The sequence below is a fragment of the Micromonospora sp. Llam0 genome (genome assembly GCF_003751085.1).
Lineage (GTDB): Bacteria > Actinomycetota > Actinomycetes > Mycobacteriales > Micromonosporaceae > Micromonospora_E.
On sequence record NZ_RJJY01000001.1, the window covers coordinates 1233626 to 1256618 of the forward strand.

A 22993-nucleotide genomic window follows, 5' to 3' on the forward strand; every position below is an offset into this window, starting at 1 on the left:
GCCGAGCTACCGGGCCGGTCGGCGCGGCAACCGTACGGTGAACACGGCACCGCCGCCGGGGGAGTGGCCGGCGGTGATCCTTCCGCCGAGACGGTGGGTCAGCCCGGCGGCCAACGCCAGCCCGATCCCGGTGCCGACCGACCGTTCGCCCCGGTACCGCCGGTGCAGTGCACCGCGTTCGAAGATCACCGCCAGGTCGTCGTCGGTGAACCCCGGGCCGTCGTCGTGCACCTGCACCGCGACGGAGTCCGGCTGCCCGGCGGCGTAGCCCGGCTGCCCGCTGGCCGGTTCCGGCGGTACGTCGAGCCGTACGGTGCCGCCGGCCGGCACCACCCGCAGCGCGTTGTCCAGCAGGATGTCGACGACCTGCCGGAGCCGCCCCGGGTCGGTGTGGACGGTCACCGGCGTCGCCGGTGGGGTCAGGCCGACCGTCACCCCGTTGCCGGCGAACCGGGGCCGCCAGGCGTCGACGGCGTCGGTGAGCAGCGCGCCGAGGTCGACGTCGACCAGCTCCAGGGCGAAGTCGGAGGCTTCCAGCCGGGCCAGCGCCAGCAGGTCGCCGACCAGGCGGTCCAGCCGCTGCGCCTCGCCGAGCATGATCTGCCCGGTACGCGCGGCTGCGTCAGGGTCCACCACGCCGTCGGCGATCGCCTCGGCGTACCCGCGCAGGGTGGTCAGCGGGGTGCGCAGTTCGTGCGAGATGGACAGCAGGAAGTCCCGTTGCCGGGCTTCGCTGACGGCGAGCGCGGTGGTGAGATCGTTGAGCGCGCGGGCCAGCTGCTCGGCCTCGACGGGCGGATCCAGCGGTACCCGTACGGTGCGGTCCCCGGCGCGTAGCCGCTGCGCCGCGTGGGCGGCGGCCCGGATCGGGCGGGACAGCCGGGCGGCGAGCAGCACCCCGGCGATCAGGCCGGCGGTGAGCCCGGCGGCCAACGCCAGCCACAAATTGCTCCAGACCAGGCGGCCGACGCCGGGGCGTACCGGTTGGAGCAGCACCACCGCCGTGCCGTCGCCGGTGGGCCGTCCTTCGATCAGGGTCGGCCGGCCGTCGACGCGGGTCGGCCGCCGGCCGGTCACCGGCTCACCGGCGGCGAGCCGGCGGACCACCGGGCCGGGCAGCGGTCGCGGCTGCGTCTCGCCGGGTCGGACGAGCACCACGTCGATGCCCTGGTCGGTCAGTTCGCCGGTCAACCGGCCGGCGAGGGCCGTCCGCGTGCCGGCCGGCGCGTCGGTGACGGCCGCCGCGACCAGGTCGGCCTTGGCGGCCAGCGAGGCGCGGGCGCCGCGTTCCGTGCCCCGGACCCCGAGCGGGATGGCGACCGCCGCGGTGACCAGCACCGACAGCAGGGCGACCGTGCAGGCGACCCCGACGGTACGGGCGGTGAGCGTGCCGGTGAGCCGGCGCCAGCCGGACCGCTGCCCGGTCTGGTCCGGCTCAACCATCGGCGGTGTAGCCGACGCCGCGCACTGTGCGGATAACGGTGGCGGCGGTGCCGAGCTTGGCCCGGACCTGGGCGACGTGCACGTCGACGGTGCGGGTGCCGGCGTGGGCGGCGTACCCCCAGACGGAGGCGAGCAGCTCCTCGCGGGTGTAGACCCGTCCGGGCCGGCGCATCAGGTGGTCGAGCAGGTCGAACTCGGTGGAGGTGAGGGCGACCGGGAGGGAGTCGGCGGTGACGGTGCGCCGGGCCGGGTCGAGGGTGACGCCACCGACGGTACGGACCGGTTCGCCACCGGGCGGGCCGAGGCTGCGGCGGCGGATGGCCCGCACCCGGGCGACCAGCTCGCGAGGGCTGAACGGTTTGGTGACGTAGTCGTCGGCGCCCAGCTCCAGGCCGACGACCCGGTCGACCTCGTCGTCACGGGCGGTGAGGAAGATGACCGGGGTCCAGTCGTCGTCGGCGCGCAGCCGTCGGCAGATCTCGGTGCCGGAGATGCCGGGTAGTGCGATGTCCAGCACGGCCAGCACCGGGCGCAGTCGTCGGGCGGCGGCCAGCCCGCTGTCACCGTCGGCGCAGACGTGTACGCCGAACCCGTCGCGGGTGAGGTACAGCCGGATCAGGTCGGCGATCGGCTGTTCGTCCTCGACGACGAGCACCAGTCCCCGGTCCGGCTGCGGCGCTGCGGTCACCCGCTCATCATGGCGGGACCGCAAAACGGCCGCATCAGTTTCCGGTACGGATCAGGTAAAAGTCGCTGCTGGCGGGTGATTCCCGGATTGTGAACCGGACCGGATGCCGCATCAAATCAGATCACGGTCAATAACTGTACGGGCACGTTGTGTATTCATTAGGCTGATTGCACATCGCTCCTCATGAATGGAGGTGGACCAGTGGCTGTCCTCACTGGATCCCACTACCGCCCCGGCTACCTCCGCCGTGGCATCGCCCTGCTCGCCACCGCGCTGCTGACCGCCACCGCCGCCGTGGCCGGCACCGCCGCGCCGGCCCAGGCAGCCGTACCCGACCGCTGGGGCTTCGCCTATCTGCAGACGCCGACCCCGGCACCCGGCACCATCCTCGACACCACCCGGCAGTGGGGCGGCTGGAAGGCCACCGCACCCGCGCTCTGGGCGAGCGTCGACCAGATCGGCCTCGGCCGCTACCGGGTGCGGTTCCCGTTGACCGCCTCGGCCAACGGCGTCGCCCACGTCACCGCGGTCGACAACGACCCGCGCTGGTGCCAGGCATTCCAGAACTACCCGTCCGGCACCGACCAGATCGTCGTCGTCCAGTGCTACCGGCCCGGCGGAGCGCCGGACAACTCCCGCTTCGTCGTCGACTACACCGCCGCCTCCGGGGTGCTGCCACCCGGGTCGGACGCGTTCGGCTACGTCAAGGCGGACCCGGGTGGCGCGCCGATGTCGTCGTACAACTCGGCCGGTGCCGGCAACCTGGTCACCCAGATCGGCACTGGTTTCTACGAGGTGCGGCTGAACGGACTCGGCACCGGCCTGCTGGACGGCAACCTGCAGGCCACCGCCGAGCACCCGAACAGCCCCCGGCGGTGCAAGATCGCCGGGTGGACCTCCAGCGGCGGCGCCATCGTGGCGTACGTGTTCTGCTTCGACGCCGGCGGTTCGATGGCCGACAGCTGGTTCAACCTGACCTACCACCGGCAGCGACCGGTCTTCGGCGCGGTGCCGCCGACCCGCTTCGCCTACCTGTGGAGCCCGGCACTGGGCGGGCCGTCCGACTTCAACTCGGCCGGCGGGGTCAACACGATCATGGTCTCCGGGGTCGGGCAGTCCCTGGTGACACTGCCGGCGGTCGGTTTCCAACGGACCACCGTGCAGGTCACCGCATTCGGCGCCACCCCGGACTACTGCAACCTGCAGGCACCGTGGGGGCTGTCCGGCAACACGGTGTTGGTCCGCAACGTGATCTGCTTCAACGCCGCCGGCACGCAGACACCGAACAACTTCTTCCTCACCTACTCGTCGAGCGTCTGACCGGCGAGGAGCCTGACCGGCGAGGGGTCGGGGCGGGCACCGCCCCGACCCCTCACATACGGATCGGTCAGGCCAGACCCGCCCGGCGCAGCGCGTCGGCGAGCGCACCCTCGGGCTGGCCACCGCCCCGCTGGCCACCCCGGCCGTCCTTGCCACCCCGGCCGCCGCCGCGACCATCCTGGCCACCACGGCCGCCCTTGCCGTCGCGGCTCTGCTGCCGGGGCTGCCCGCCCCGGCCTGGGCCGCCGCCCCGGCCACCGCCGTCCGCTGCGTCCCGTTGCCCCGGGGTGCGCCCGGCACCCGGCTCGTCGTCCAGCCGCAGCGTCAACGAGATCCGTTTGCGGGCGACGTCCACGTCGAGCACCTTCACCCGGACGATGTCACCGGGCTTGGCCACGTCGCGCGGATCCTTGACGAAGGTCTTCGACATCGCCGACACGTGCACCAGACCGTCCTGATGCACCCCGACGTCGACGAACGCGCCGAACGCGGCCACGTTGGTCACCACCCCCTCCAGCACCATGCCGGGCCGCAGGTCGGCGAGGGTCTCCACGCCGTCGGCGAAGGTGGCGGTACGGAACGCCGGCCGCGGGTCGCGGCCCGGTTTCTCCAGCTCGGCGAGGATGTCGGTGACCGTCGGCAGACCGAACACGGCGTCGACGAACTTCTCCGGCCTGATCCGGCGCAACGTCTTCGTGTCGCCGATCAACGTGCGCAGGTCGCTGCCGGCGTCGGCGAGGATCCGACGGACCACCGGGTACGCCTCCGGGTGCACACTGGACGAGTCGAGCGGGTCGTCACCGTCGCGGATGCGCAGGAAGCCGGCGCACTGTTCGAACGCCTTCGGCCCCAGCCGGGCCACCGTCTTCAACGCCTCCCGGGACCGGAACGGCCCGTTCGTGTCCCGGTGCAGCACAATGTTCTCGGCCAGCCCGGCACCGATGCCGGAGACCCGGGTCAACAGCGGCGCCGACGCGGTGTTCACGTCCACCCCGACCCCGTTGACGCAGTCCTCGACCACGGCGTCGAGCGACCGGGACAGCTTCGTCTCGGAGATGTCGTGCTGGTACTGCCCGACCCCGATCGACCGGGGGTCGATCTTGACCAGCTCGGCCAGCGGGTCCTGCAGCCGGCGGGCGATGGAGACCGCGCCGCGCAGCGACACGTCGAGGTCCGGCAGCTCCTGAGAGGCGTACGCCGAGGCCGAGTAGACCGACGCGCCGGCCTCGGAGACCATCACCTTGGTCAGCTGCAGATCGGCGTGCCGGGCCATCAGGTCGGCGACCAGCTTGTCGGTCTCCCGAGACGCGGTGCCGTTGCCGATCGCCACCAGGTCCACCCGGTGCGCGGCGGCCAACTTCGCCAGCGTGTCGATGGCGGCGTCCCACTGCCGGCGCGGCTCGTGCGGGTAGACCGTCTCGGTGGCCACCACCTTGCCGGTGGCGTCCACCACCGCCACCTTCACCCCGGTCCGGATACCCGGGTCCAGACCCATCGTGGCCCGGCTGCCGGCCGGCGCGGCCAGCAGCAGGTCCCGCAGGTTGGCGGCGAACACCCGGACCGCCTCGTCCTCGGCCGCCTGCCACAGCCGCACCCGCAGGTCGGCGCCGAGGTGGATCAGGATCCGGGTACGCCATGCCCAGCGGACCGTGTCGGCCAGCCACTTGTCCGCCGGCCGACCCTGGTCGCTGATGCCGAACCGGCCGGCGATGATCGGCTCGTAGCTGCTCGGCCCGGCGACGGCGTCGGCCGGCACCTCCTCCGGCTCCATGGTCAGGTCGAGGACCTGTTCCTTCTCACCCCGGAACATGGCCAGCACCCGGTGCGACGGCAGCTTGGTGAACGGTTCGGCGAAGTCGAAGTAGTCGGCGAACTTGGCGCCCTCGTTCTGGCGTCCCTCGCGTACCCGGGAGGTGAGCCGGCCCCGCGACCACATCCGCTCCCGCAGCCCACCGATCAGGTCGGCGTCCTCGGCGAAGCGTTCCACCAGGATCGCCCGCGCGCCGTCGAGCGCCGCCGCCGCGTCGGCCACCCCCTTGCCGGCGTCGACGTAGCCGCCGGCCGCGGTCCGCGGGTCCTGGGTCGGGTCGCCGAGCAGCAGATCGGCCAGCGGCTCCAGACCCGCCTCGCGGGCGATCTGCGCCTTGGTCCGCCGCTTCGGCTTGTACGGCAGGTAGATGTCCTCCAGCCGGGCCTTCGAGTCGGCCGCCATGATCTGCGCGGTCAGCGCCTCGTCGAGCTTGCCCTGGCTGCGGATCGACTCCAGGATCGCGTCACGGCGCTCATCCAGTTCGCGCAGGTAACGCAGCCGCTCCTCCAAGGTACGCAGCTGCGCGTCGTCGAGCATTCCGGTGGCTTCCTTACGGTACCGGGCGATGAACGGCACTGTCGCGCCGCCGTCGAGCAGTTCGACGGCGGACGCCACCTGCCCGGCCCGTACTCCCAGTTCTTCGGCGATCCGCTGATCAATCGCTGTGGTCACGTCGCGTGCCCCGCTCCAACTCCCCGGCTGCCGGCGGCGGTGCTCCCGCCCGGCCCGATGCCTGTGGCCCGGCACCCGTCGTGTGGCCGGTGCCGGGGACCACGGTGGGTGGTCCGGGAAGCATTCTGCCGGCTACCGGCGGCCGGTGTCGCGCCACCACGCGACCCGGTCGACGGCGCAGGTCACCAGGCGATCGACGTGTCCCGCTGCGGCCACAGCCGCACCGCCAGCCGGGACCGTGGAACCGGGTGGTTGATCGCTTCGACCACCGCCGTCAGCTGCGGGTCGAGCCGGCTCGCGGTGGCCGTCAGTTGGCGACGCACCGTCGCCCCGTACATGGTCACGAACCAGCCTTCGGTGCCGGTGGCGCGGACGATCTGGGCCAGCGCGGCGGTCCGGGCGTCAACCGCGACGACTCGGCCGAGGGCGTGGCCGAGGCGGACCCGGGGGCCGGCCGCCCGGACCGGATCCATCGCCGGGAACCGGGTCGTCATCCGGCGGGTCACCGGATGGCGGACCAGTTCGGTCCGTAGCACGCCGATCGTCTCCAGGTCCTCGGCGACCACCCCGGGCAGCCCTGGTCGCATCAACGCGATCCAGTCCGGCACCGGTTGGCGTTGTTCCAGCCGCAGCTCGGCCAGCAGCGGGTCGGCGACCGGGTCACCGAGCGGCTGCCCGTCGACCGGGACCAGCAGGTCGTCGCGGATCTCGGCACGACCGGCGAGGATCAGCGTGACGATCGCGGTGCCGGCGAGCCCGGCGCCGAGCAGATCCCGGCCGACGATCGGCCGGCCGGTGCTGTCGTCGAGCGCAACCAGGAAGAACTCCTCGGTCAGCGTCAACTCCGTCGGAGTTCGAGCACGGCGCATCGTCGTCCCCTGCGGCGGTTTCTGGTGCGCGAGCCGAGCAGGGCCGCTGGAACGGCCCGGCAAGGATGGATGACCTTGCTGAAGCGGAACCTTACGACGCCGGACCAATCAGCTCAAGCCATTCCTTTGTTGGAAACCGGTGAATGTTCCTTCGACAGTGCCGAAATGCCACCCCGCACCAGGTACGGCACCGGCGCCGGGTTAGCGTCTGCTGGTGGACCCGGCACCAGCAGCGACCCGGTCGGCCACCCCGCCGGCCGGGGACCTCCGCGCCCGCCGCCTGTTCGGCCGACGGGCCGCCGCGGCCAGCGATCTGGCGGCGAGTCCGTTCCGGGCCGACCGGGACCGGATCGTCTCCTCACCGTTCTTCGCCCGGCTCGGCGGCGTGACCCAGGTGATCAGCCCGGGCGGCTCCGGCCTGCTGGTGCACAACCGGCTCACCCACAGCCTCAAGGTGGCCCAGGTGGGCCGAGCCGTCGCCGAGCGACTGACGGCCGACGAACGGCACCGTGCCCTGCTCGACGAGCTCGGCGGCTGCGACCCGGACGTGGTCGAGGCGGCGGCGCTCGCCCACGACCTCGGCCACCCACCGTTCGGGCATCTCGGTGAACGGGTGCTGGACCGGGTGGCCCGGCACCGGCTCGGTCTGCCGGACGGTTTCGAGGGAAACGCCCAGTCCTACCGGATCGTCACCAGCACCGAGATCCGGGGCGAGGCGGCCGTCGGTCTGGACCTGACCGCAGCGGTACGGGCCGCCATGCTCAAGTACCCGTGGACCCGGCGGACCTATCCGCAGCCGCATCCGAGCCTGCTGCGCCCGGCGCCGCGTGGTGCCGCGGTCGCGCCCGACGATCCGGCGGTCGGGTCGGTCAAGTTCGGTGCCTACACCACCGAGGCGGCCGACCTGCGGCAGGCCCGGGCACCGTTCGCCGGGGTGATCGAGCCGTGGCAGCAGACCGTCGAAGCGTCGATAATGGATACTGCCGACGACATCGCGTACGCCATCCACGATGTGGAGGACTTCCACCGGGTCGGCGTACTGCAGCAGGGCCCGGTCGCCGGGGAACTCGTCACCTGGCAGCGCTCCGCCGCCGAGCTGCGGGAGCTCACCGACGCGGAGGTCGCCGCCAGCGCGCACCGCCCCGGCCGGTCCATTGAGCGGCTCCGCCGCCAGCTGCACCGCAAGGACAGCTGGATCGCCTCCGACGAGGCGTTCGCCGCCGCCGTCGAACACGTCCGCCAGGAGCTGGTGGACGGCCTGCTGATGGTGCCGTTCGACGGGTCGATCGAAGCGGAGGAGAGCATCAGCACCTTCTCCGCCCGGTGGACCCGGCGGCTGGTCGGCGCGATCGGCGTCACCGCCGACCCGCCGGTACGTTCCGGCCACGTGCTGCTGGCCACCGCCCAGTGGCACGAGGTGCAGGTGCTCAAGTTCGTGCACCACCGGTTCGTCCTCGCTCGGCCGGACCTGGCGCTGCACCAGCGCGGTCAGGCCGATCTGCTGGCCACCCTGGTCGACGCGCTGCACGCCTGGGTGACCGACCCGGACGAGCAGGGGCGGCTGCCCCGTCGGCTGCACGACCTGGTCGAGCTGGCGGAGGCCGAGTTGGCCGCGACCGTCGGCAGCGACACCCCACCCGGGGCGGGTGGCATCCCGGGCGGCGGCCTGATCGGCATCCCAGGCGCCCCGGCCCGCGGCCGGGTGGACGGCCTGGTCGCCGCCGCTCAGGGCCGGGCGATCATCGACTACGTCGCCTCCCTCACCGACGGCCAGGCAGTCGCGTTGCTGGGCGCGTTGACCGGCCGGTCCGGGCAGCTGTGGACCGACGCGTTCGTGCTGTGACCGACCCGTCCGGTTGGTGATCGACGGTCCCGGCGGCGGTCAGTCCCGCCAGCCGTAGTCCAGACTCACCAGACTGGTGCCGACGGTGATCCGGGCCAGGATACCGACCAGCGCCGACCGCCGCTGGTCGCGGCTGACCACGTCGGCGGCGTCGGCGTTCAGCTGCACGTACCGTTGCCACACCTGCTGTTCGATCTCCTCGGCGTTGATCAGGGGACGGTCACATTCCGTGTCGGGGCAGGCGTAGTGGCGGGTGTCGTCGTCGGTGCTGGCCGGAATCAACAGGCGGTCACCGCACCACAGCAGACCGCGCAGGATGTAGAGGTCGGAACCGGTCGTGTCACGGCGTGCAGGGTTGACCATGATGCCCATGTCTCATCGCCTCCTGCCAGTGTGTACGGGCCGGAGGGGTGTCCGGTTCGCCGGATCGCCACAGCAATGGGCGGGCTGGCGCCGGATGGGCGGGCCGCCGGCGGCGTCAGGGGCGGCGGCCGCCGCCCGGACGGAGGTTCTGCAGGCGCACCTGACCCCGGGCGATCAGCTGGCCGTCACTGTCGGTGATCTGGACCTGCCACAGTTGCTGGCTGTAGCCGCGGTGGACCGGCGTGCCGACGGCGATCAGCTCCCCGCCGGAGGCCGCCTTCAGGAAGTCGGTCTGGTTGGCCACCCCCACCACCCGGCCCTCGTCACCGAGCCAGGTTGCCGCGCCGAGGCTCGCCGCGCTCTCCACCAGCGCGCAGTACACCCCGCCGTGCACGATCCCGAACAACTGGTGCAGCGCCGGGGTCACCAGCAGCCGTAGCTCCACCCGCTGCGCGGACACCTCTGCTGCCCGTACGCCGAGCTGCGCGTCGAACCCACCCAATGGCCTGTCCATGGTGCCTCCCGTCGGCGGGCGGTACCGCCCCGTCGGCGAGCGTAGTCAACCCGTGTGGGCGCGCCGCCGGGGATCCGGCTCGGTCTGCTGCCGGCCCCGCGTCAGCGGGCCGGCTGGTGGAGCCGGAATGGCTGACGTTGCCGGCGCGGCTGGCGGAGTAGGCGGAGTAGGCCTGAGCCGACGCATCGCCGGCAGCTCGACCCACCGGTGCAGCGGCACCGCCAACAGGTAGGACCCGACCAGGAACGCCAGGGTCAACCCGACCGCCTGCCCGGTGGCCCACTCCCGGTCCCGGCCGACGAGGTGCATGACAGTCACGATCACCACCAGATGCAGCAGGAAGAACGCGTACGACACCTCGCCCAGATGGACCGCGACCCGGTGCCGCCACCAGGACCGCCGGCCGTGCAGATCGGCCAGTGCCGCCGCCGGGACCAGCAGGCCGATCGTCACGATCGTCGCCGCGGTGTCGCGGGCCTGCGCCGGCAGCCACTCGACGGCGAGATAGTTCGCCACCCACAGGGCGGTGGCCACCGGCAGTCCCGGCCCGCGCCAGGCACCGCGCCGCACCAGCAGCGCCAGCACGATGCCGAGCAGGAACTCCAACATCCGGACCGGCGGGAAGATGTAGACGAACCAGCGGCGGTGTTCCGCCGCGATCAGCAGGTCGGCCACCACCGGCATCAGCCAGACGGCGGCCGGCAGCGCGACGGCGGCGACCCGCAGCGCTGTCGTGCCGAGCCGGCGCAGTCCCGCGTACAGCAGGGGGAACGCCAGGTAGAACGCCATCTCGCAGGAGAGCGACCAGGTGACCGGGTTGATGCCCAGGTAGTACACGTCCGACGGATGCCAGGCCTGCACCAGCGGCGCGGAGAAGGCCAGCAGCCGCGGCCAGATGTCCGGCAGCCGGGCCGTCAGCACCATGCCGACGACGGCCGGCACCAGGGCGACCAGGTGGGCCGGGTAGACCCGCGCCAGGCGGCCCCACCAGAACCGGCCCGGCCGGTAACCGGGGCGGACCGACCAGGTGAGGACGAAGCCGGACAGCACGAAGAAGAACGAGACGCCCAGGTCACCGCCGTTGAACAGGATGCCGGCGATCCGACTGTCCTGCGGGTCAGCCAACGGGATGAACGAGTAGGCGTGCACGCCGAAGACCAGCAGTGCCGCGGCGAACCGCAGCCCGGTCAGCGACGGCAGCCGGCCCGGCGAGGGAGGGGTGGCAGGCACCGGGCCAACGATATCCACCGGCGTCGTACGTCAAACCAGCGATATCTACCCGCGCCGTACCCCAAGCGGACGATTGGTCGGCGGTGCGGCGGCGACCATCAGCCGCGACCGATCGGGCCCCGCCGTGGCGGACCCGGCCTGACCAGGCTGGCCGCCCCGTCACCTTGGTATGGTGTCGGCCTGTTCGACGAATCAGCCGGTGAATGACATGTGCGCAGGGGCCATCGTGACGCGACCCGCCGCGCCGGGGACGGGGCGGGCCTTGTCGTCGTCGTTGCCGGCACTGGTTTTCCTGGCGTTCGGTGTCGTCGCCGCCGCGCTCTACGCGGCGTTCGACACGCCGCTGATCGCCGGACCGGCCTTCACCGTCGCCGGGGTGGGTGGCGCGCTCGCCGTGACCCTGGGCCCCCGCTGGCACCGGGCCCAGCCGCGCTGGGCCTGGCGGATGCTCGCCGTCGCCTGTGTGTGCTTCCTCACCGGAGCGCTGGCCCGGCCGTGGGCGGTCGAGCAGGACGGGCCGTACGCGCTGACCGCCGACGCCGCCACCGTGCCGGGCTACCTGTTCATGCTGCTCGGCCTGGCCGGGCTGCTGCGCACCCGGGGGCGGCTGCCGTCGCACGCGGTGATCGACGGTCTGATCGTCTTCATCGGCGCGGCGCTGTGCTCCGTACTGCTGCTGGCGGTGCCGGCGGGCAGCATCACCGACCGTCCGCCCCTGGTCTCCGCCCTGGCCGCGCTGTATCCGATCTTCGACGTGATCCTGATCCTGCTGCTGGTCAGCCTGGCCTTCACCACCGCCGTGCGACGGCCGAGCTACCTGCTGCTGGTCGCCTCCATGAGTCTGCTGGTGGTCGGCGACGTGCTCTACGCCATCATCGGAGTCTCCGGCCAGCTCACCGGATCCCGGCTGCTGGATCTGCCGTTCCTGCTCGGTTTCCTGTTGATCGGCGCCGCCGCCCTGCACCCCTCGGTGGTCGACCTCGGTCAGGCGGCCCGGTTGCCGGTGCAGGCGTGGTCCTGGCAGCGGCTGCTGCTGATCGGCCCGGCGCTGGCCGCGCCATCCCTGCTCACCGTCTTCGTCTCCGGCCGGTCGACAGCCGACCGGCTGGTGCTCGGCGTGGGCGGTGCCGCCATGGTGGTGCTGCTGATGATGCGGGCGGTCTCCGCCGTCCAGGGGTACGCCGCCGCGCAACGGCGCTACGAACACCGCGCCACCCACGACCCGCTGACCGGTTTGCCGAACCGGTTGATGCTCGCCGCCGAGGTACGCCGGCTGCTCACCGCCGGTCGGCCGGCGGACACCGGGGTCTGGGTGTTCTTCCTCGACCTCGACGGGTTCAAACTGGTCAACGACTCGTGGGGGCACCACGCCGGCGACCAGCTGATCGCCCAGGTGGCGGCCCGACTGCGGGCGGCGCTGCCGGCTGCGGCGACGGTCGCCCGGGTCGGCGGGGACGAGTTCGTCGTGGTCCAGTTGGGCAGCCGAGCGCAGGCCGTGGCGCTGGCCGACCGGATCATCGACTGCGTGCACGAACCGCTGCGGATCCGGCAGGTCGAGGCGGTGATCACCGCCTCGGTCGGGATTGCCGGGACCCAGCTCGACGACGGTGGCGCGGGCGACGACCCGCCGGTGACCGCCGACGCGTTGCTGCGTGACGCCGACACGGCCATGTACCAGGCGAAGGCCGATGGTCGCGGCCGCTGGGTGATGTTCGACGCGTCGATGCACGAGCGGGTCCGCGAGCGGGTGGAGATCGAACAGGCCCTGCGGATCGCGCTCAGCGAGGACGATCTGCGGATCGCCTTCCAACCGATCGTCGACCTGGAAAGCGGCAGCCTGATCGGCGCCGAGGCGTTGCTGCGCTGGGAACACCCAGGCCGGGGCAACATCTCACCGGCGGTGTTCATCCCGATCGCCGAGGACACCGGGCTGATCGGACCGATTGGACGGTGGGTGCTCGACCGGTCGTTGCGGCAACTGGCGCAGTGGCGGGCGGACGGCACGGTGCCGGCGGATTTCTGGATGTCGGTCAATGTGTCGCCCCGCCAGTTGCGTGACCCGGGTCTGATCCGGGCGTTGGACGACACGCTCGACCGTCACCGGGTGCCGGCCCCGGCCGTCGTCCTGGAGATCACCGAGTCGGTGATGATCGACCCGACCAGCGTCACCGGCCAGGTGCTGGCAGACCTGCGGCAGCGGGGTATCCGGATCGTCGTCGACGACTTCGGCACCGGGTTCTCCGCACTGGGCTATCTGCGCAAGCATCCGGTCACCGGGGTCAAGGTGGATCGGGCGTTCGTCGCCGGCCTCGGCCAGAGCGCCAAGGACGAGGAGATCGTCCGGGCGGTGGTGGCGATGAGCAGCGCCCTGCACCTGACCGTGGTCGCGGAGGGAGTCGAGACGCCGCTGCAGCAGGGCGTGCTCGCCGTCCTCGGCGTGCTGTTCGGGCAGGGCAGGCTGTGGGGAGAGCCGGTCGGCCCGGCTGAGTTCGCCCGACAGTGGGCAAGCCGACCCGCCGACCCGGTGGACGGGCCGGCGGTGCCGGCTGCCGGGCAGGTTCAGGGACGCGGCGGCAACTCGTAGAGCCAGAACGTTTGCTCGTCCAGCCGGGTCGCCCGCGCCCCCTCGGTCAACGACCCCAGGGTCTGATGGATCGCCCGGCCCAGCCCGATCTGGTCGTTGCGGCGGCAGATGTCCAACGCCGCGACGCCGTCGCTGTCCTGCACCCGTTGCCACATGTCGGCGATCACCGACTCGAAGATGCCGCAACCGCGGTACTGCGGATGGACGGCGAAGAATCCGATGTACCAGATCCGGCGCTGCGCGTACAGGTCGGGCCAGCGGTGGGCGAAGTAGTCCGGGGAGATCAGCGGCATCGAATCCAGTTCGTTGGTGAAGGTGGCGAGCGCGGTCAGCAGATCGGGGGACCGGTCGTCGCGCCCCAGATACTTCAGCACCCGGGCGTCGCTCAGCACCTGGTCGAACTCGGCCCGGTCCATCACGTGACGTTGGACCGCGGTGACCCGGAGTTCGTCGAACGCGGTGGTGTACAACTGCCAGGTCGGTTCGGAGAGTTCGGGTGGGATGCTCGTTTCGACCTGTATGCGCATTACTATCCTCCGGGCCCGCGCCGGTAGACGGGGGTGGACGCGAGCCCTGCCACCGAGTATGAGCGACCACTGAGCCCAAGGTCAGGCTGTGGGCGGCGGGCGAAATTTTCGACACCGGCACCGATCCGCGGACCGTCCGGCTGCGTACTGCTGTACGGGCACAACGGTGTGCCGTGCCCGCGAACGCCGAGGAGGGGCAGTCATGCAGCGACCGGCACAGGGGGGCGAACCAGCCGCGATCGAACTCGGCCCAGTGCAGCGGCCCGGTACGGTCTGGCCTGGTCCCGCTCCCGGCCAGCCACGCGAACCGGACGACGAGCAGCCGGAGCAGCAGCACCACCTCGACCACCTCGACCACGACGAACCGGTGACCGCGCCGCCGGGCCTGTTGCCACCGCCGCCGTGGCTGGCCCGGGAACTGGACCGACCGGAACCGGTCACCCCGGCGGTACCGTTCTTCGACCCGGAACCCGACACGTCCGAGCCGACCGGTCGCAGTCCGCGCCGACTCGCGATGGTCGTCACCGGGCTGGTGGCGCTGTTCCTGGTCGCCGCGCTGGTCGGGGCCGGCGTCGTCGACGCGCTGCGGACCACATCGGACACCACCACCGCCGACGCCCTGCCGCCGGCCGACGGTCCCGGTGTGGTCGACCCCGCCGCCGTCGACCCGGAACCCGCCACCGAACGCCTGGTGACCGGCCCGCTCGGCGAGCTACAGCAGGCCGAATTCGACCTGGTCAGCGGCACCACGACGGTCAACATCCGGGCCGCTGATCTCGGCGGTGACCTGTACCGGGTCCGGACCCCGATCGACGCCGACGTGCAACCACGGGTGATCGCCGACGGCAACCGGATCAAGCTGCACCTGGTGCCGAACGACCAGTCCGGCCCCGGTGTCGTCGACATCGAGCTGCACTCGTCGGTGCGCTGGCAGTTGCGGCTCACCGGCGGTGTCGCGGAACACGCGATCGACCTGACCGGTGCCGAGCTGAGCGGAGTGGACATCGTCGGCGGGGCGGCCCGCATCGAGCTGTCCCTGCCCGCGCCGGACGGCACCCTGCCGGTGCGGATGACCGGCGGCGCCAACCAGTTCCTGATCAACGCCCCGGATGGGCCGCCGGCCCAGGTCCGGTTCGGGTCCGGGGCAGCCAGCGCCACCATCGACACCCGCAGCCACGACGGTATCGCCCCCGGTGCCGTCTTCACCGGCCAAGGCTGGGCGGGCGCGACCGACCGCTACGACATCGACGCCGTCGCCGGACTGTCCGTGCTCACCCTGCAACGGAACTGACCGACTCACTCGGCCTGCTCGGCCTCGTCCATCACCCGGTAGATCCGCTGCTCCGACACCGGGTACGGGGTACCCAACGCCTGAGCGAACACGTTGACCCGCAGCTCCTCGATCATCCAGCGGATCCGCCGGGCGGCTTCGGTGTTGTGCCGGGCCGGCGGCAACCCGTCGAGCATCTGCTGGTACTCCCGGCGTACCGTGTCGATCCTGGCCTGCTGGTCGCGGTCCCGGCGCGGATTCTGCGGCAGCTTCTCCAACCGGCGTTCGATCGCGGTCAGATAGCGCGGCAGGTCCGCCAGCCGGGCGTACCCGGTGGCGGTCACGAACCCCGGATAGACCAGGGCGGCGAGCTGCTCGCGGACGTCGGTGAGCGCCGCCACCAGCGCGAGATCGGTGGTACGGCCGAGCCGCTGCTGCACCGCGTACGCCGCCGCCAGCACCTGGCGTACCCGGGACACGATCTCGACCGTGACGTCGACCAGCCCGGCGCGGACCTGCTCGCGCAGCGCCGCGAACCCGTCGGCGTCCCAGGCCGGCCCGCCCGCCTGCGTCATCAGCAGGTCCACCGCCGCCCCAGCGCAGTCGTCCAGCAGCTCGACCACGTTGCGGTACGGGTTGCGACTCAACGCCAACTTGTCCTGATTGGACAGCCGGCCGGAGACGAACTTCGCTGGGGACGGCAGGGTGAGCAGCAGCAGCCGCCGGCTGCCGGCCCACATCGACCGGTCCCGGACGGCGGCGCTGTCGAACACCCGGACCGCGACGCTGGCACCCTCGTCGACCAGCCCCGGGTAGGCGGTCACCCGGTAGCCGACCCGGTCCTGCTCGACGCTGCGCGGCAGCGTGCCGATGCTCCAGTCGCGCAGCCCGCGCCGCTCCACGTCCGGCGCGGCGGCCGCCACCACCTTGCGTACCTCGGTGGTCAGCTCGCGCCGCAGCGCGGCCAGGTCCTTCCCCTCGGCCAGCGGCTTGTCGTTCTCATCGACCACCCGGAAGGTGACCCGCAGGTGTGGCGGCACCTTGGTCAGGTCCCAGGCGTCGTGCGGCACCATCACCCCGGTCAGCCGGCGCAGCTCCCGGCCGAGCGCGTCCAGCAGCGGCTCGGCGCCGGGTGTGATGGCGGCCAGCACCGCGCGGGCGAAGTCGGGCACCGGCACGAAGTTGCGGCGCAGCTGCTTCGGTAGCGACCGGACCAGGGCTACGACCAGCTCCTCGCGCAACCCGGGCACGTGCCAGTCGAAGCTGTCGTCCGGCACCTGGTTGAGCATCGCCAACGGCACGTCGACGGTCACCCCGTCGGTCCCGGTGCCGGGCTCGAACCGGTACGTCAGCGGCAGCGCCAGCCCGGCGGAGTGCCACTCGTCGGGGAAGTCGGCCGGGTCGATGCGGCCCTTGCCCTGGTTGACCAGCATGTCCCGGTCGAAGGTGAGCAGGTCGGGCCGGTCCCGGCGGGCCTTCTTCCACCAGCTGTCGAAGTGCCGGCCGGAGACCACCTCGGCCGGCAGCCGCTGGTCGTAGAACTCGAACAGGGTCTCGTCGTCGACCACGATGTCCCGGCGGCGGACCCGTTCCTCCAGCTCGCCGACCTCGTCGAGCAACGCCCGGTTGTCGTGGAAGAACCGGTGCGGCGTGTGCCAGTCACCCTCGACGAGGGCGTGCCGGATGAACAACTCCCGGCTCAGCGCCGGGTCGACCCGACCGAAGGTCACCTTGCGACCGGAGACCAGCGGTACGCCGTACAGGGTGACCTTCTCGTAGGCCATCACCGCCGCCTGCTTCTTCTCCCAGTGCGGTTCGCTGTACGAGCGTTTCACCAGGTGGCCGGCGAGCGCCTCGACCCACTCCGGTTCGATCTTGGCGACCGTACGGGCCCACAGCCGGGACGTCTCGACCAGCTCGGCCGCCATCACCCAGCGGGGCGGTCTGCGGGCCAGCGCCGAGCCGGGGAAGACCGCGAACTTGGCTCCCCGGGCACCCAGGTACTCCGGCTTGGCCGGGTCCTTCACCCCGATGTGCGAGAGCAGACCGGCCAGCAACGACTGGTGTACGGCGGCCGGCGCGGCCGGCTCACCGCCCCGGTCGACCGGTACGTTCATCGACCGCAACACCTGCCGGATCTGGCTGTGGATGTCCTGCCACTCGCGGATCCGCAGGTAGTTGAGGAACTCGGCCCGGCACATCCGCCGGAACGCGCTGCCGGAGCGTTCCCGCTGCTGCTCCCGCAGGTAACGCCACAGGTTGAGCAGGGCGACGAAGTCGGATTCCGGATCGGCGAACCGGGCGTGCGACTGGTCGGCCTGAGGCTTCTGCTCCGCCGGCCGTTCCCGGGGATCCTGGATGGACAGCGCGGCGGCGATCACCGCGACCTCGTCGACGCAGCCGTTACCTTCGGCGGCGAGCACCATCCGGCCGAGCCGGGGGTCCACCGGCAGCTGCGCCAGCCGCCGCCCGACCTGGGTCAACCGGGGCGGCAGGCCCGGCGACGGCGGCTCGATCGCACCCAACTCGTGCAGCAACGCGACGCCGTCGGTGATCTGCCGGCGGTCCGGCGGCTCGACGAACGGGAACGCGGCGATGTCGCCCAGCCCGATCGCGGTCATCTGCAGGATCACCGAGGCCAGGTTGGTGCGCAGGATCTCCGGGTCGGTGAACTCCGGTCTGGACTCGAAGTCGGCCTCGTCGTACAGCCGGATGCAGATCCCGTCGGAGGTGCGCCCGCAGCGGCCCTTACGCTGGTTGGCCGACGCCTGCGACACCGGCTCGATCGGCAGCCGCTGCACCTTGAGCCGGTTGCTGTAGCGGGAGATCCGCGCCGTACCCGGGTCGATCACGTACTTGATCCCCGGCACGGTCAGCGACGTCTCGGCGACGTTGGTCGCCAGCACCACCCGCCGGCCCGGATGCGACTGGAAGATCCGGTGCTGCTCGGCGGCGGACAACCGGGCGTACAGCGGCAGGATCTCGGTGTCGCGCAGCCGGGGCCGGTTGGCGACCAGCTTGCCCAGCGCGTCGGCGGCGTCGCGGATCTCCCGTTCGCCGCTGAGGAAGACCAGGATGTCGCCGGGGCCCTCGTCGGCGAGCTCCTCCACCGCCGCGCCGATCCCGTCGACCTGGTCGAGCGTCACGGTGCCCGGGGTGGCGTCCGGGTCGTCCGGGTCGACGGTCTCCCGCAGCAGCGGCCGGTAGCGGACCTCCACCGGATAGGTCCGCCCGGACACCTCGACCATCGGCACCGGTGGACGACCCGGTTCGCTGAAGTGGTCGGCGAAGCGCTGCGGGTCGATCGTCGCCGACGTGATGACCACTTTGAGGTCGGGGCGGCGGGGCAGCAGCTGTTTGAGGTAGCCGAGGATGAAGTCGATGTTCAGGCTGCGTTCGTGCGCCTCGTCGATGATCAACGTGTCGTACTGGCGCAGCATCTTGTCGTGCTGCAGCTCGGCCAGCAGGATCCCGTCGGTCATCAGCTTGACCAGGGTCTGGCCGCCGACCTGATCGTTGAACCGGACCTTGTAGCCGACCACGTCGCCCAGGGTGGTGCCGAGCTCGTCGGCGATCCGGTCGGCGACGGTACGGGCGGCCAGCCGACGCGGCTGAGTGTGCCCGATCAGCCCGCGCACCCCACGACCCAGCTCCAGGCAGATCTTCGGGATCTGGGTGGTCTTGCCCGAGCCGGTCTCGCCGGCCACGATCACCACCTGGTGGTCGCGGACCGCCGCCGCGATGTCGTCGGCGCGTTCGCTGACCGGCAGGCCGGCCGGGTAGCTGACCTGCGGCACCGCGTCCCGCTGTCGCTGCACCGCCTGCTGCGCCGACGCGATCGCCCTGGCGATTTCGTCGAGCGTTGCCTGCCGGGCCTGCGGATCCCGGACCTTGCGCACCCCGTCGAGGCGCCGCCGCAGCCGCCGCTCGTCACGAAGCGTCAAGTCGGGGAGGAGTTTCAGCAGGTCAGCGGGGGGCGGCGCAGGGGAGGGCGGGTTCATGGCGATGACCACGATACCCGCCGCTGTCCGCCCGGTCGCCTGGGTTTCCGGCCACCTGTCCCTGGTTCAGGCCACCGCGTTCAGCAGCCTCTCCAACGTCGTACGCGTCGGAAGCCGGGACAGCACGTGTCGCACACTGCGCTCGGCGTACCGCCGATCCTCGGGTTTCGGGTCGTCGGCGTCGCGGGCCGACGCCGCCTGCACCTGATCGAACACGTAGTTCGCGAGACTGGTCAGCGCGCCCCGGAAGCTTGCCAGCTCCAGCGCGGGCAGCCGGCCAGCCCGGTCCTGGTAGCCGGCAACCAGCGCCCGCACGCCCGCGACGTTGATCTGACCGGCCGGGTCGACAGTCCAGTCCAGCAACGCGTTGGCCAACTCCCATGCCGGCGGCTGACCACCGGCATGCTCCCAACCGAGCACGACGAGTCGACCGTCGCGGTCGAGCCGGGTCTGTGCCGGTCCGAGCGTGTTGTGTGTCAGCACCGGCTCGGGCGCTGGTTCGTCCCGGCCGATGCTGTCGAGGTCGACCAGGTTGGGCACCGCTGCCTGCAACGCCGCAGGCCAGGTGCCGGCTGCGGCGGTTCTGGTGGTGGCGGTCGTGGCGGCGGCCAGGTCGGCCCAGCTGACCTTGCTCAGTCGGACGGCGTGCCACGGGCTGATCCGGTCCACCGGCAGTTCGAGCCCGTGGATCGCGGCGAGCACCCCGCCTACCGAGTGGGCCACGGCCGCGCTCACCGGTGGCGCGAGCGGCGGCCCGGCGGGCAGCTGGTGGTACGCCCGCCAACGGTGCCCACCGATCGACTCGATGATCTCGCCGGTGCGGCTGCGCACCGGTGCCGGCAGCAGCACGCCGGCCGCAGCGGCGGCCAGCTGCAGCGCGGTATCGGTTTGGGCGTCGACGATCGGCCACCAGGTGTCCATGGTGCGCACCTGCCAGCTGCCCCGGTCGGTACTGACCGACCAGCGGCGGCCGATGTCGTCGGGCCGGGCCAGCGAGCGCATCGGGCCGGCGACGGTGCCGAGGCCGAAGCGGTCCGCGATGGCCTGGGCGAGTGCCGGGTCGGTGGTGTCGGCCCGCCCGCGCATCCGGTCGACCTCGGCTCTGAGCTCCGGCCAGGTACGGAAGCCGTACTGACCGGCCAGCGACGCCTGCGCGTCGGCCAGGGTCGCGGTCGGATCGACGTCACGCAGCCCGGCCAGCAGCTCCTTGGCCTGCTGCCGCAGGTGGTGCAGGTGTGGGTTGTCGGGGAGCGTCTTCATGGGAACCTCGCTCTGCGACCCGGACTCGCACGGGCGGATTCAGAGCAGCGGTGTCCGTCGCTCGAACCAGGAACGTGGGGTGGCTTCGAGCCTTCCGGCGAGTCTCGGCGCGATCCCGGCGCGCTGCCGGTGAGCTTAACCGGCCACGGCGCTGCCGTCGACTGCCCCGCGCGCTGTCCGTCGCTTTCTGCCCGCCGCTCCCCGCCCGCGATGTGAGGCTGAGATACGTTATCCGGCGCGGAATAGGTATCTCAGCCTCACATCGATGCGCCAGGGACCGTGTGGACGTCGGCAACGGCCCCGGGGTGCTCCGTCGCCCGCCCATTCGGTGGTGCTTCCCGGGCAGGGAATGCGGCCGGTCGGCCGCGCTGGACCGGCCGTCGTGGCGGACCCTCCCGGACGGGGGCTGGGGAGAGGACCGCCGTGGGACCGGTCGCGGCGAGCGGGGGAGCGGAGCACCCCGAGGTGTCTACGGGCGGCGGTTCACTCGCCGTTGACGCCGTGGGGTGGGTCGTCGTCGGGCGGGTCGTGGTCTACGCCGGGCGGGTCGTCGTCGGTGCCGTCGTGCGGATAGCCGTCGTGCGGGTAGCCGTCGTGCGGATAGCCGGCCGGCATCAGACCGGAGAGTTGCAGCACCGCCCGGACGCGGCGCGCGGAGCTCGGGTCCCACCGGTCCAGGATGGCGAGGGCGCGCAGCGACGGCCGGCACGGCGCGACCACCCCGCCGCACCGGTGGCACTCGCCGGTGGTCCGGTTCGGGATGTGGGTACGGGCCGTTTCGTTGGCCTGCCGGACGGCCGCTTCCAGCGCGGCGGAGCGTGGCTGAGCGCCCTTGAGCTGGAACGGCCAGTCGCGGTCCGGGTCGATCTGCCCAGGGGTTCGCTTCGGCAGCGGAGGCCGGTTCGGTGTCGGGTCGACATTGCGTGGCGTACCGATCGAGGTGTACCGGGCGAGCCGGGGCGTCCCGCCGATTCCGTCGTTCCTGGGCACTGTTCCCCCTACGTTGGAGAGTGCGATTCGGGTGCCCCGGAGGGAACGCTTGCCGGTCATTCCATCCGGGTCTGACTTCCACCCTGGACTATCTGTCGTCCGGCCAGGAAGATGTGTGGCGGTAATAGGGTCACTACTTCATCGGCGTGGGGGAACAGATGGCGAACGTGAATGAGTTTCGGCATATCCTGCGGTTGCGGCGGACCGAGAAAGGAGCAAACATTCAGGTGGTGGGCGTAGGGTTCCGTGCGGTGGCATAGCGTGATGGCCGGTTGGCTGGTGGCCGCCGGCTGATGTTTACCTGGGTGGGTCGGGGTCAGGTGGGTACGGGTAGGTCCGGCATCCAGGGCACGGGCACGGCAAAGTCGGCTGGGTTGATGTTTAGGCTGGTTGGAGCTGTAGGAGTTTGAGGATTCGGCTGTTGTTGCGGGCGTTGTAGCGCAGGGCGGCGGCGATGTTGGTGGTGTCGTGGATTCTCAGGAGGCTGACCGACACGTTTCGTAGGGTCGCCATGACACGCGGCGCGTTGCCGGTACGGATCCGGGAAGCGTCCTCCCGAAAGGTCACATCCCTCACCCAGTGGAGGACCTCGATTCCCCAGTGCTGACGGACGTAGGCCAGCAGATCAGCGGCGTCGGCCTGTCCGGCGGTGAGGCTGGTGACATACAGCATCGCCTGGTAGCTGGTACGGCCCTTCACGGTGACGGCGCGCTCGATCAGTAACACCTGCGCGACGTGCGGAAAGTTCAGATCCGGCGGGGCGGGCATGACCTGGACGGTACGTGCCTCGTGGCGGCCCCGGTCGTCATCCACACTGCGCCCGGTGACCGGCACCCCGGCCCAGTCCAGCGCGTTGAGCCGGTCGAACAGGGTCGGCTGGTTGTCGAGCACCGGGAACACGAAATGCGCCTCCTTGACCTCCCGCAGCCAGCGGGCATGCTTGCGTTGCGTCTGCATCGCGTCGGCGGTCACCACGTGATCAGCGAGGTTCAACGGCGTCAACAGCCCGGTGAACGCGGCGATCTCGTTGCTCCTGCCCGGGATCTGACACTGGGCGAGGACCACCCCGGCGCAGGTGAGCGCGGCCAGCAGATGCGGCGCCGCCCGGTCGCGGGTCCGCGCGCCCCGGCTGGTCTTGCCGTCCACCGCGACCTGCGGCAACCGTGGCCGGTGACGGTCCCGCGCGCTGGCGCGGCGGCGTCGCTGGCCAGCGGCCTTGGCCCGGCGTCGGGCCTTACGGTCCCGCGACGGCCGCACCCCGACCCGGGCTTTCGCCCGCGCCGCCGCGTCCGCGCGGCGCTGCAGCCACCGGCCCATGGCGGCGTCCAACGCGTCACCGTCGAGTCGGGCACACAACCCCCGCACCGTCTTCTCGTCCGGGCCGACGTACCTTCCGGTGGCCGGGTCCACCCGGGCACCGAACGCCTTCAACGTCTTCTGCGAACATCCGGCGATCCACTGCCCGACCGCGTACGCCGACACACTTCCGGCCAAGACCGCGGCGAGGGCCAACCCGACCACCGTCGGAAGCCGATGCCGGACACCCCGCGCGTCTCGCGGATCGGGAACCCGCGACAACGCCGCCACCAGGCTTTCCTGCCCGTCACGG

Annotated in this window: 16 protein-coding genes; 4 read left to right on the forward strand and 12 right to left on the reverse strand. The window is 71.8% G+C overall.

From position 1 onward, the window contains the following. Window positions 1–6: 6 nt before the first annotated feature. Window positions 7–1443, reverse strand: a complete 1437-nt coding sequence (locus tag EDC02_RS05570; RefSeq protein WP_123601023.1) for a cell wall metabolism sensor histidine kinase WalK — start codon at window positions 1441–1443, stop codon at window positions 7–9. Next, window positions 1436–2131, reverse strand: coding sequence for a response regulator transcription factor (locus EDC02_RS05575; RefSeq protein ID WP_123601024.1), 696 nt, complete (start codon window positions 2129–2131; stop codon window positions 1436–1438). Before EDC02_RS05575 ends, EDC02_RS05570 begins: the two co-directional genes overlap by 8 nt. Window positions 2132–2332: 201 nt before the next feature. On the opposite strand from EDC02_RS05575, the gene EDC02_RS05580 reads away from it, so the two are divergent. Continuing rightward, window positions 2333–3451, forward strand: coding sequence for a hypothetical protein (locus EDC02_RS05580; RefSeq protein WP_123601025.1), 1119 nt, complete (start codon window positions 2333–2335; stop codon window positions 3449–3451). A 67-nt stretch (window positions 3452–3518) separates the two neighbouring features. On the opposite strand, the gene EDC02_RS05585 is transcribed toward EDC02_RS05580, so the two are convergent. Both EDC02_RS05585 and EDC02_RS05590 read right to left on the reverse strand, forming a co-directional pair. Beyond that, window positions 3519–5933 (reverse strand): Tex family protein, encoded by a 2415-nt coding sequence (locus EDC02_RS05585; RefSeq protein ID WP_123601026.1) that lies wholly within the window; start codon window positions 5931–5933, stop codon window positions 3519–3521. Between the two features lie 182 nt (window positions 5934–6115). Further along, window positions 6116–6802, reverse strand: coding sequence for a GPP34 family phosphoprotein (locus EDC02_RS05590; protein ID WP_123601027.1), 687 nt, complete (start codon window positions 6800–6802; stop codon window positions 6116–6118). 214 nt (window positions 6803–7016) lie between these two features. Here EDC02_RS05590 and EDC02_RS05595 point away from each other — a divergent pair, with 214 nt between their 5' ends. Further along, window positions 7017–8645, forward strand: a complete 1629-nt coding sequence (locus tag EDC02_RS05595) for a deoxyguanosinetriphosphate triphosphohydrolase family protein (protein WP_123601028.1) — start codon at window positions 7017–7019, stop codon at window positions 8643–8645. A 39-nt stretch (window positions 8646–8684) separates the two neighbouring features. Here EDC02_RS05595 and EDC02_RS05600 read toward each other — a convergent pair whose 3' ends face one another. The 3 genes from EDC02_RS05600 to EDC02_RS05610 form a co-directional block, all read right to left on the reverse strand. Beyond that, window positions 8685–9017, reverse strand: a complete 333-nt coding sequence (locus EDC02_RS05600) for a zinc ribbon domain-containing protein (protein ID WP_123601029.1) — start codon at window positions 9015–9017, stop codon at window positions 8685–8687. A gap of 106 nt (window positions 9018–9123) precedes the next feature. Further along, entirely contained in the window at window positions 9124–9522 is a 399-nt protein-coding gene (locus tag EDC02_RS05605) for a PaaI family thioesterase (RefSeq protein WP_123601030.1), read from the reverse strand. A 45-nt stretch (window positions 9523–9567) separates the two neighbouring features. Further along, window positions 9568–10752: an acyltransferase gene (locus EDC02_RS05610; protein WP_158632062.1), complete on the reverse strand. Its 1185-nt coding sequence runs from the start codon at window positions 10750–10752 to the stop codon at window positions 9568–9570. A gap of 226 nt (window positions 10753–10978) precedes the next feature. On the opposite strand from EDC02_RS05610, the gene EDC02_RS05615 reads away from it, so the two are divergent. Then, on the forward strand, window positions 10979–13336 hold the full coding sequence (locus tag EDC02_RS05615) for a bifunctional diguanylate cyclase/phosphodiesterase (protein WP_158632063.1): 2358 nt from the start codon (window positions 10979–10981) through the stop codon (window positions 13334–13336). Here the strand turns inward: EDC02_RS05615 and EDC02_RS05620 are convergent. Further along, window positions 13312–13863, reverse strand: a complete 552-nt coding sequence (locus EDC02_RS05620; RefSeq protein ID WP_123601033.1) for a GNAT family N-acetyltransferase — start codon at window positions 13861–13863, stop codon at window positions 13312–13314. The two genes, EDC02_RS05615 and EDC02_RS05620, sit on opposite strands and share 25 nt — an antisense overlap. A 202-nt stretch (window positions 13864–14065) precedes the next feature. On the opposite strand from EDC02_RS05620, the gene EDC02_RS05625 reads away from it, so the two are divergent. Next, a complete protein-coding gene (locus EDC02_RS05625; RefSeq protein ID WP_123601034.1) occupies window positions 14066–15154 on the forward strand; it encodes a hypothetical protein in 1089 nt (362 codons plus the stop codon). Window positions 15155–15159: 5 nt separating this feature from the next. On the opposite strand, the gene hrpA is transcribed toward EDC02_RS05625, so the two are convergent. The 4 genes from hrpA to EDC02_RS05645 all read right to left on the reverse strand — a co-directional run bounded on the left by hrpA (window position 15160) and on the right by EDC02_RS05645 (window position 22971). Next, window positions 15160–19134 carry an ATP-dependent RNA helicase HrpA gene (gene hrpA / locus EDC02_RS05630; RefSeq protein WP_123604530.1) on the reverse strand — a complete coding sequence of 1325 codons (3975 nt, stop codon included), beginning with the start codon at window positions 19132–19134 and terminating at the stop codon, window positions 15160–15162. Between the two features lie 66 nt (window positions 19135–19200). Beyond that, window positions 19201–20394: a phosphotransferase gene (locus tag EDC02_RS05635; RefSeq protein ID WP_123601035.1), complete on the reverse strand. Its 1194-nt coding sequence runs from the start codon at window positions 20392–20394 to the stop codon at window positions 19201–19203. Window positions 20395–20877: 483 nt separating this feature from the next. Continuing rightward, window positions 20878–21384, reverse strand: a complete 507-nt coding sequence (locus EDC02_RS05640; RefSeq protein ID WP_123601036.1) for a hypothetical protein — start codon at window positions 21382–21384, stop codon at window positions 20878–20880. A 381-nt stretch (window positions 21385–21765) separates the two neighbouring features. Further along, a complete protein-coding gene (locus EDC02_RS05645; RefSeq protein ID WP_148083336.1) occupies window positions 21766–22971 on the reverse strand; it encodes an ISAs1 family transposase in 1206 nt (401 codons plus the stop codon). Window positions 22972–22993: the final 22 nt, after the last annotated feature.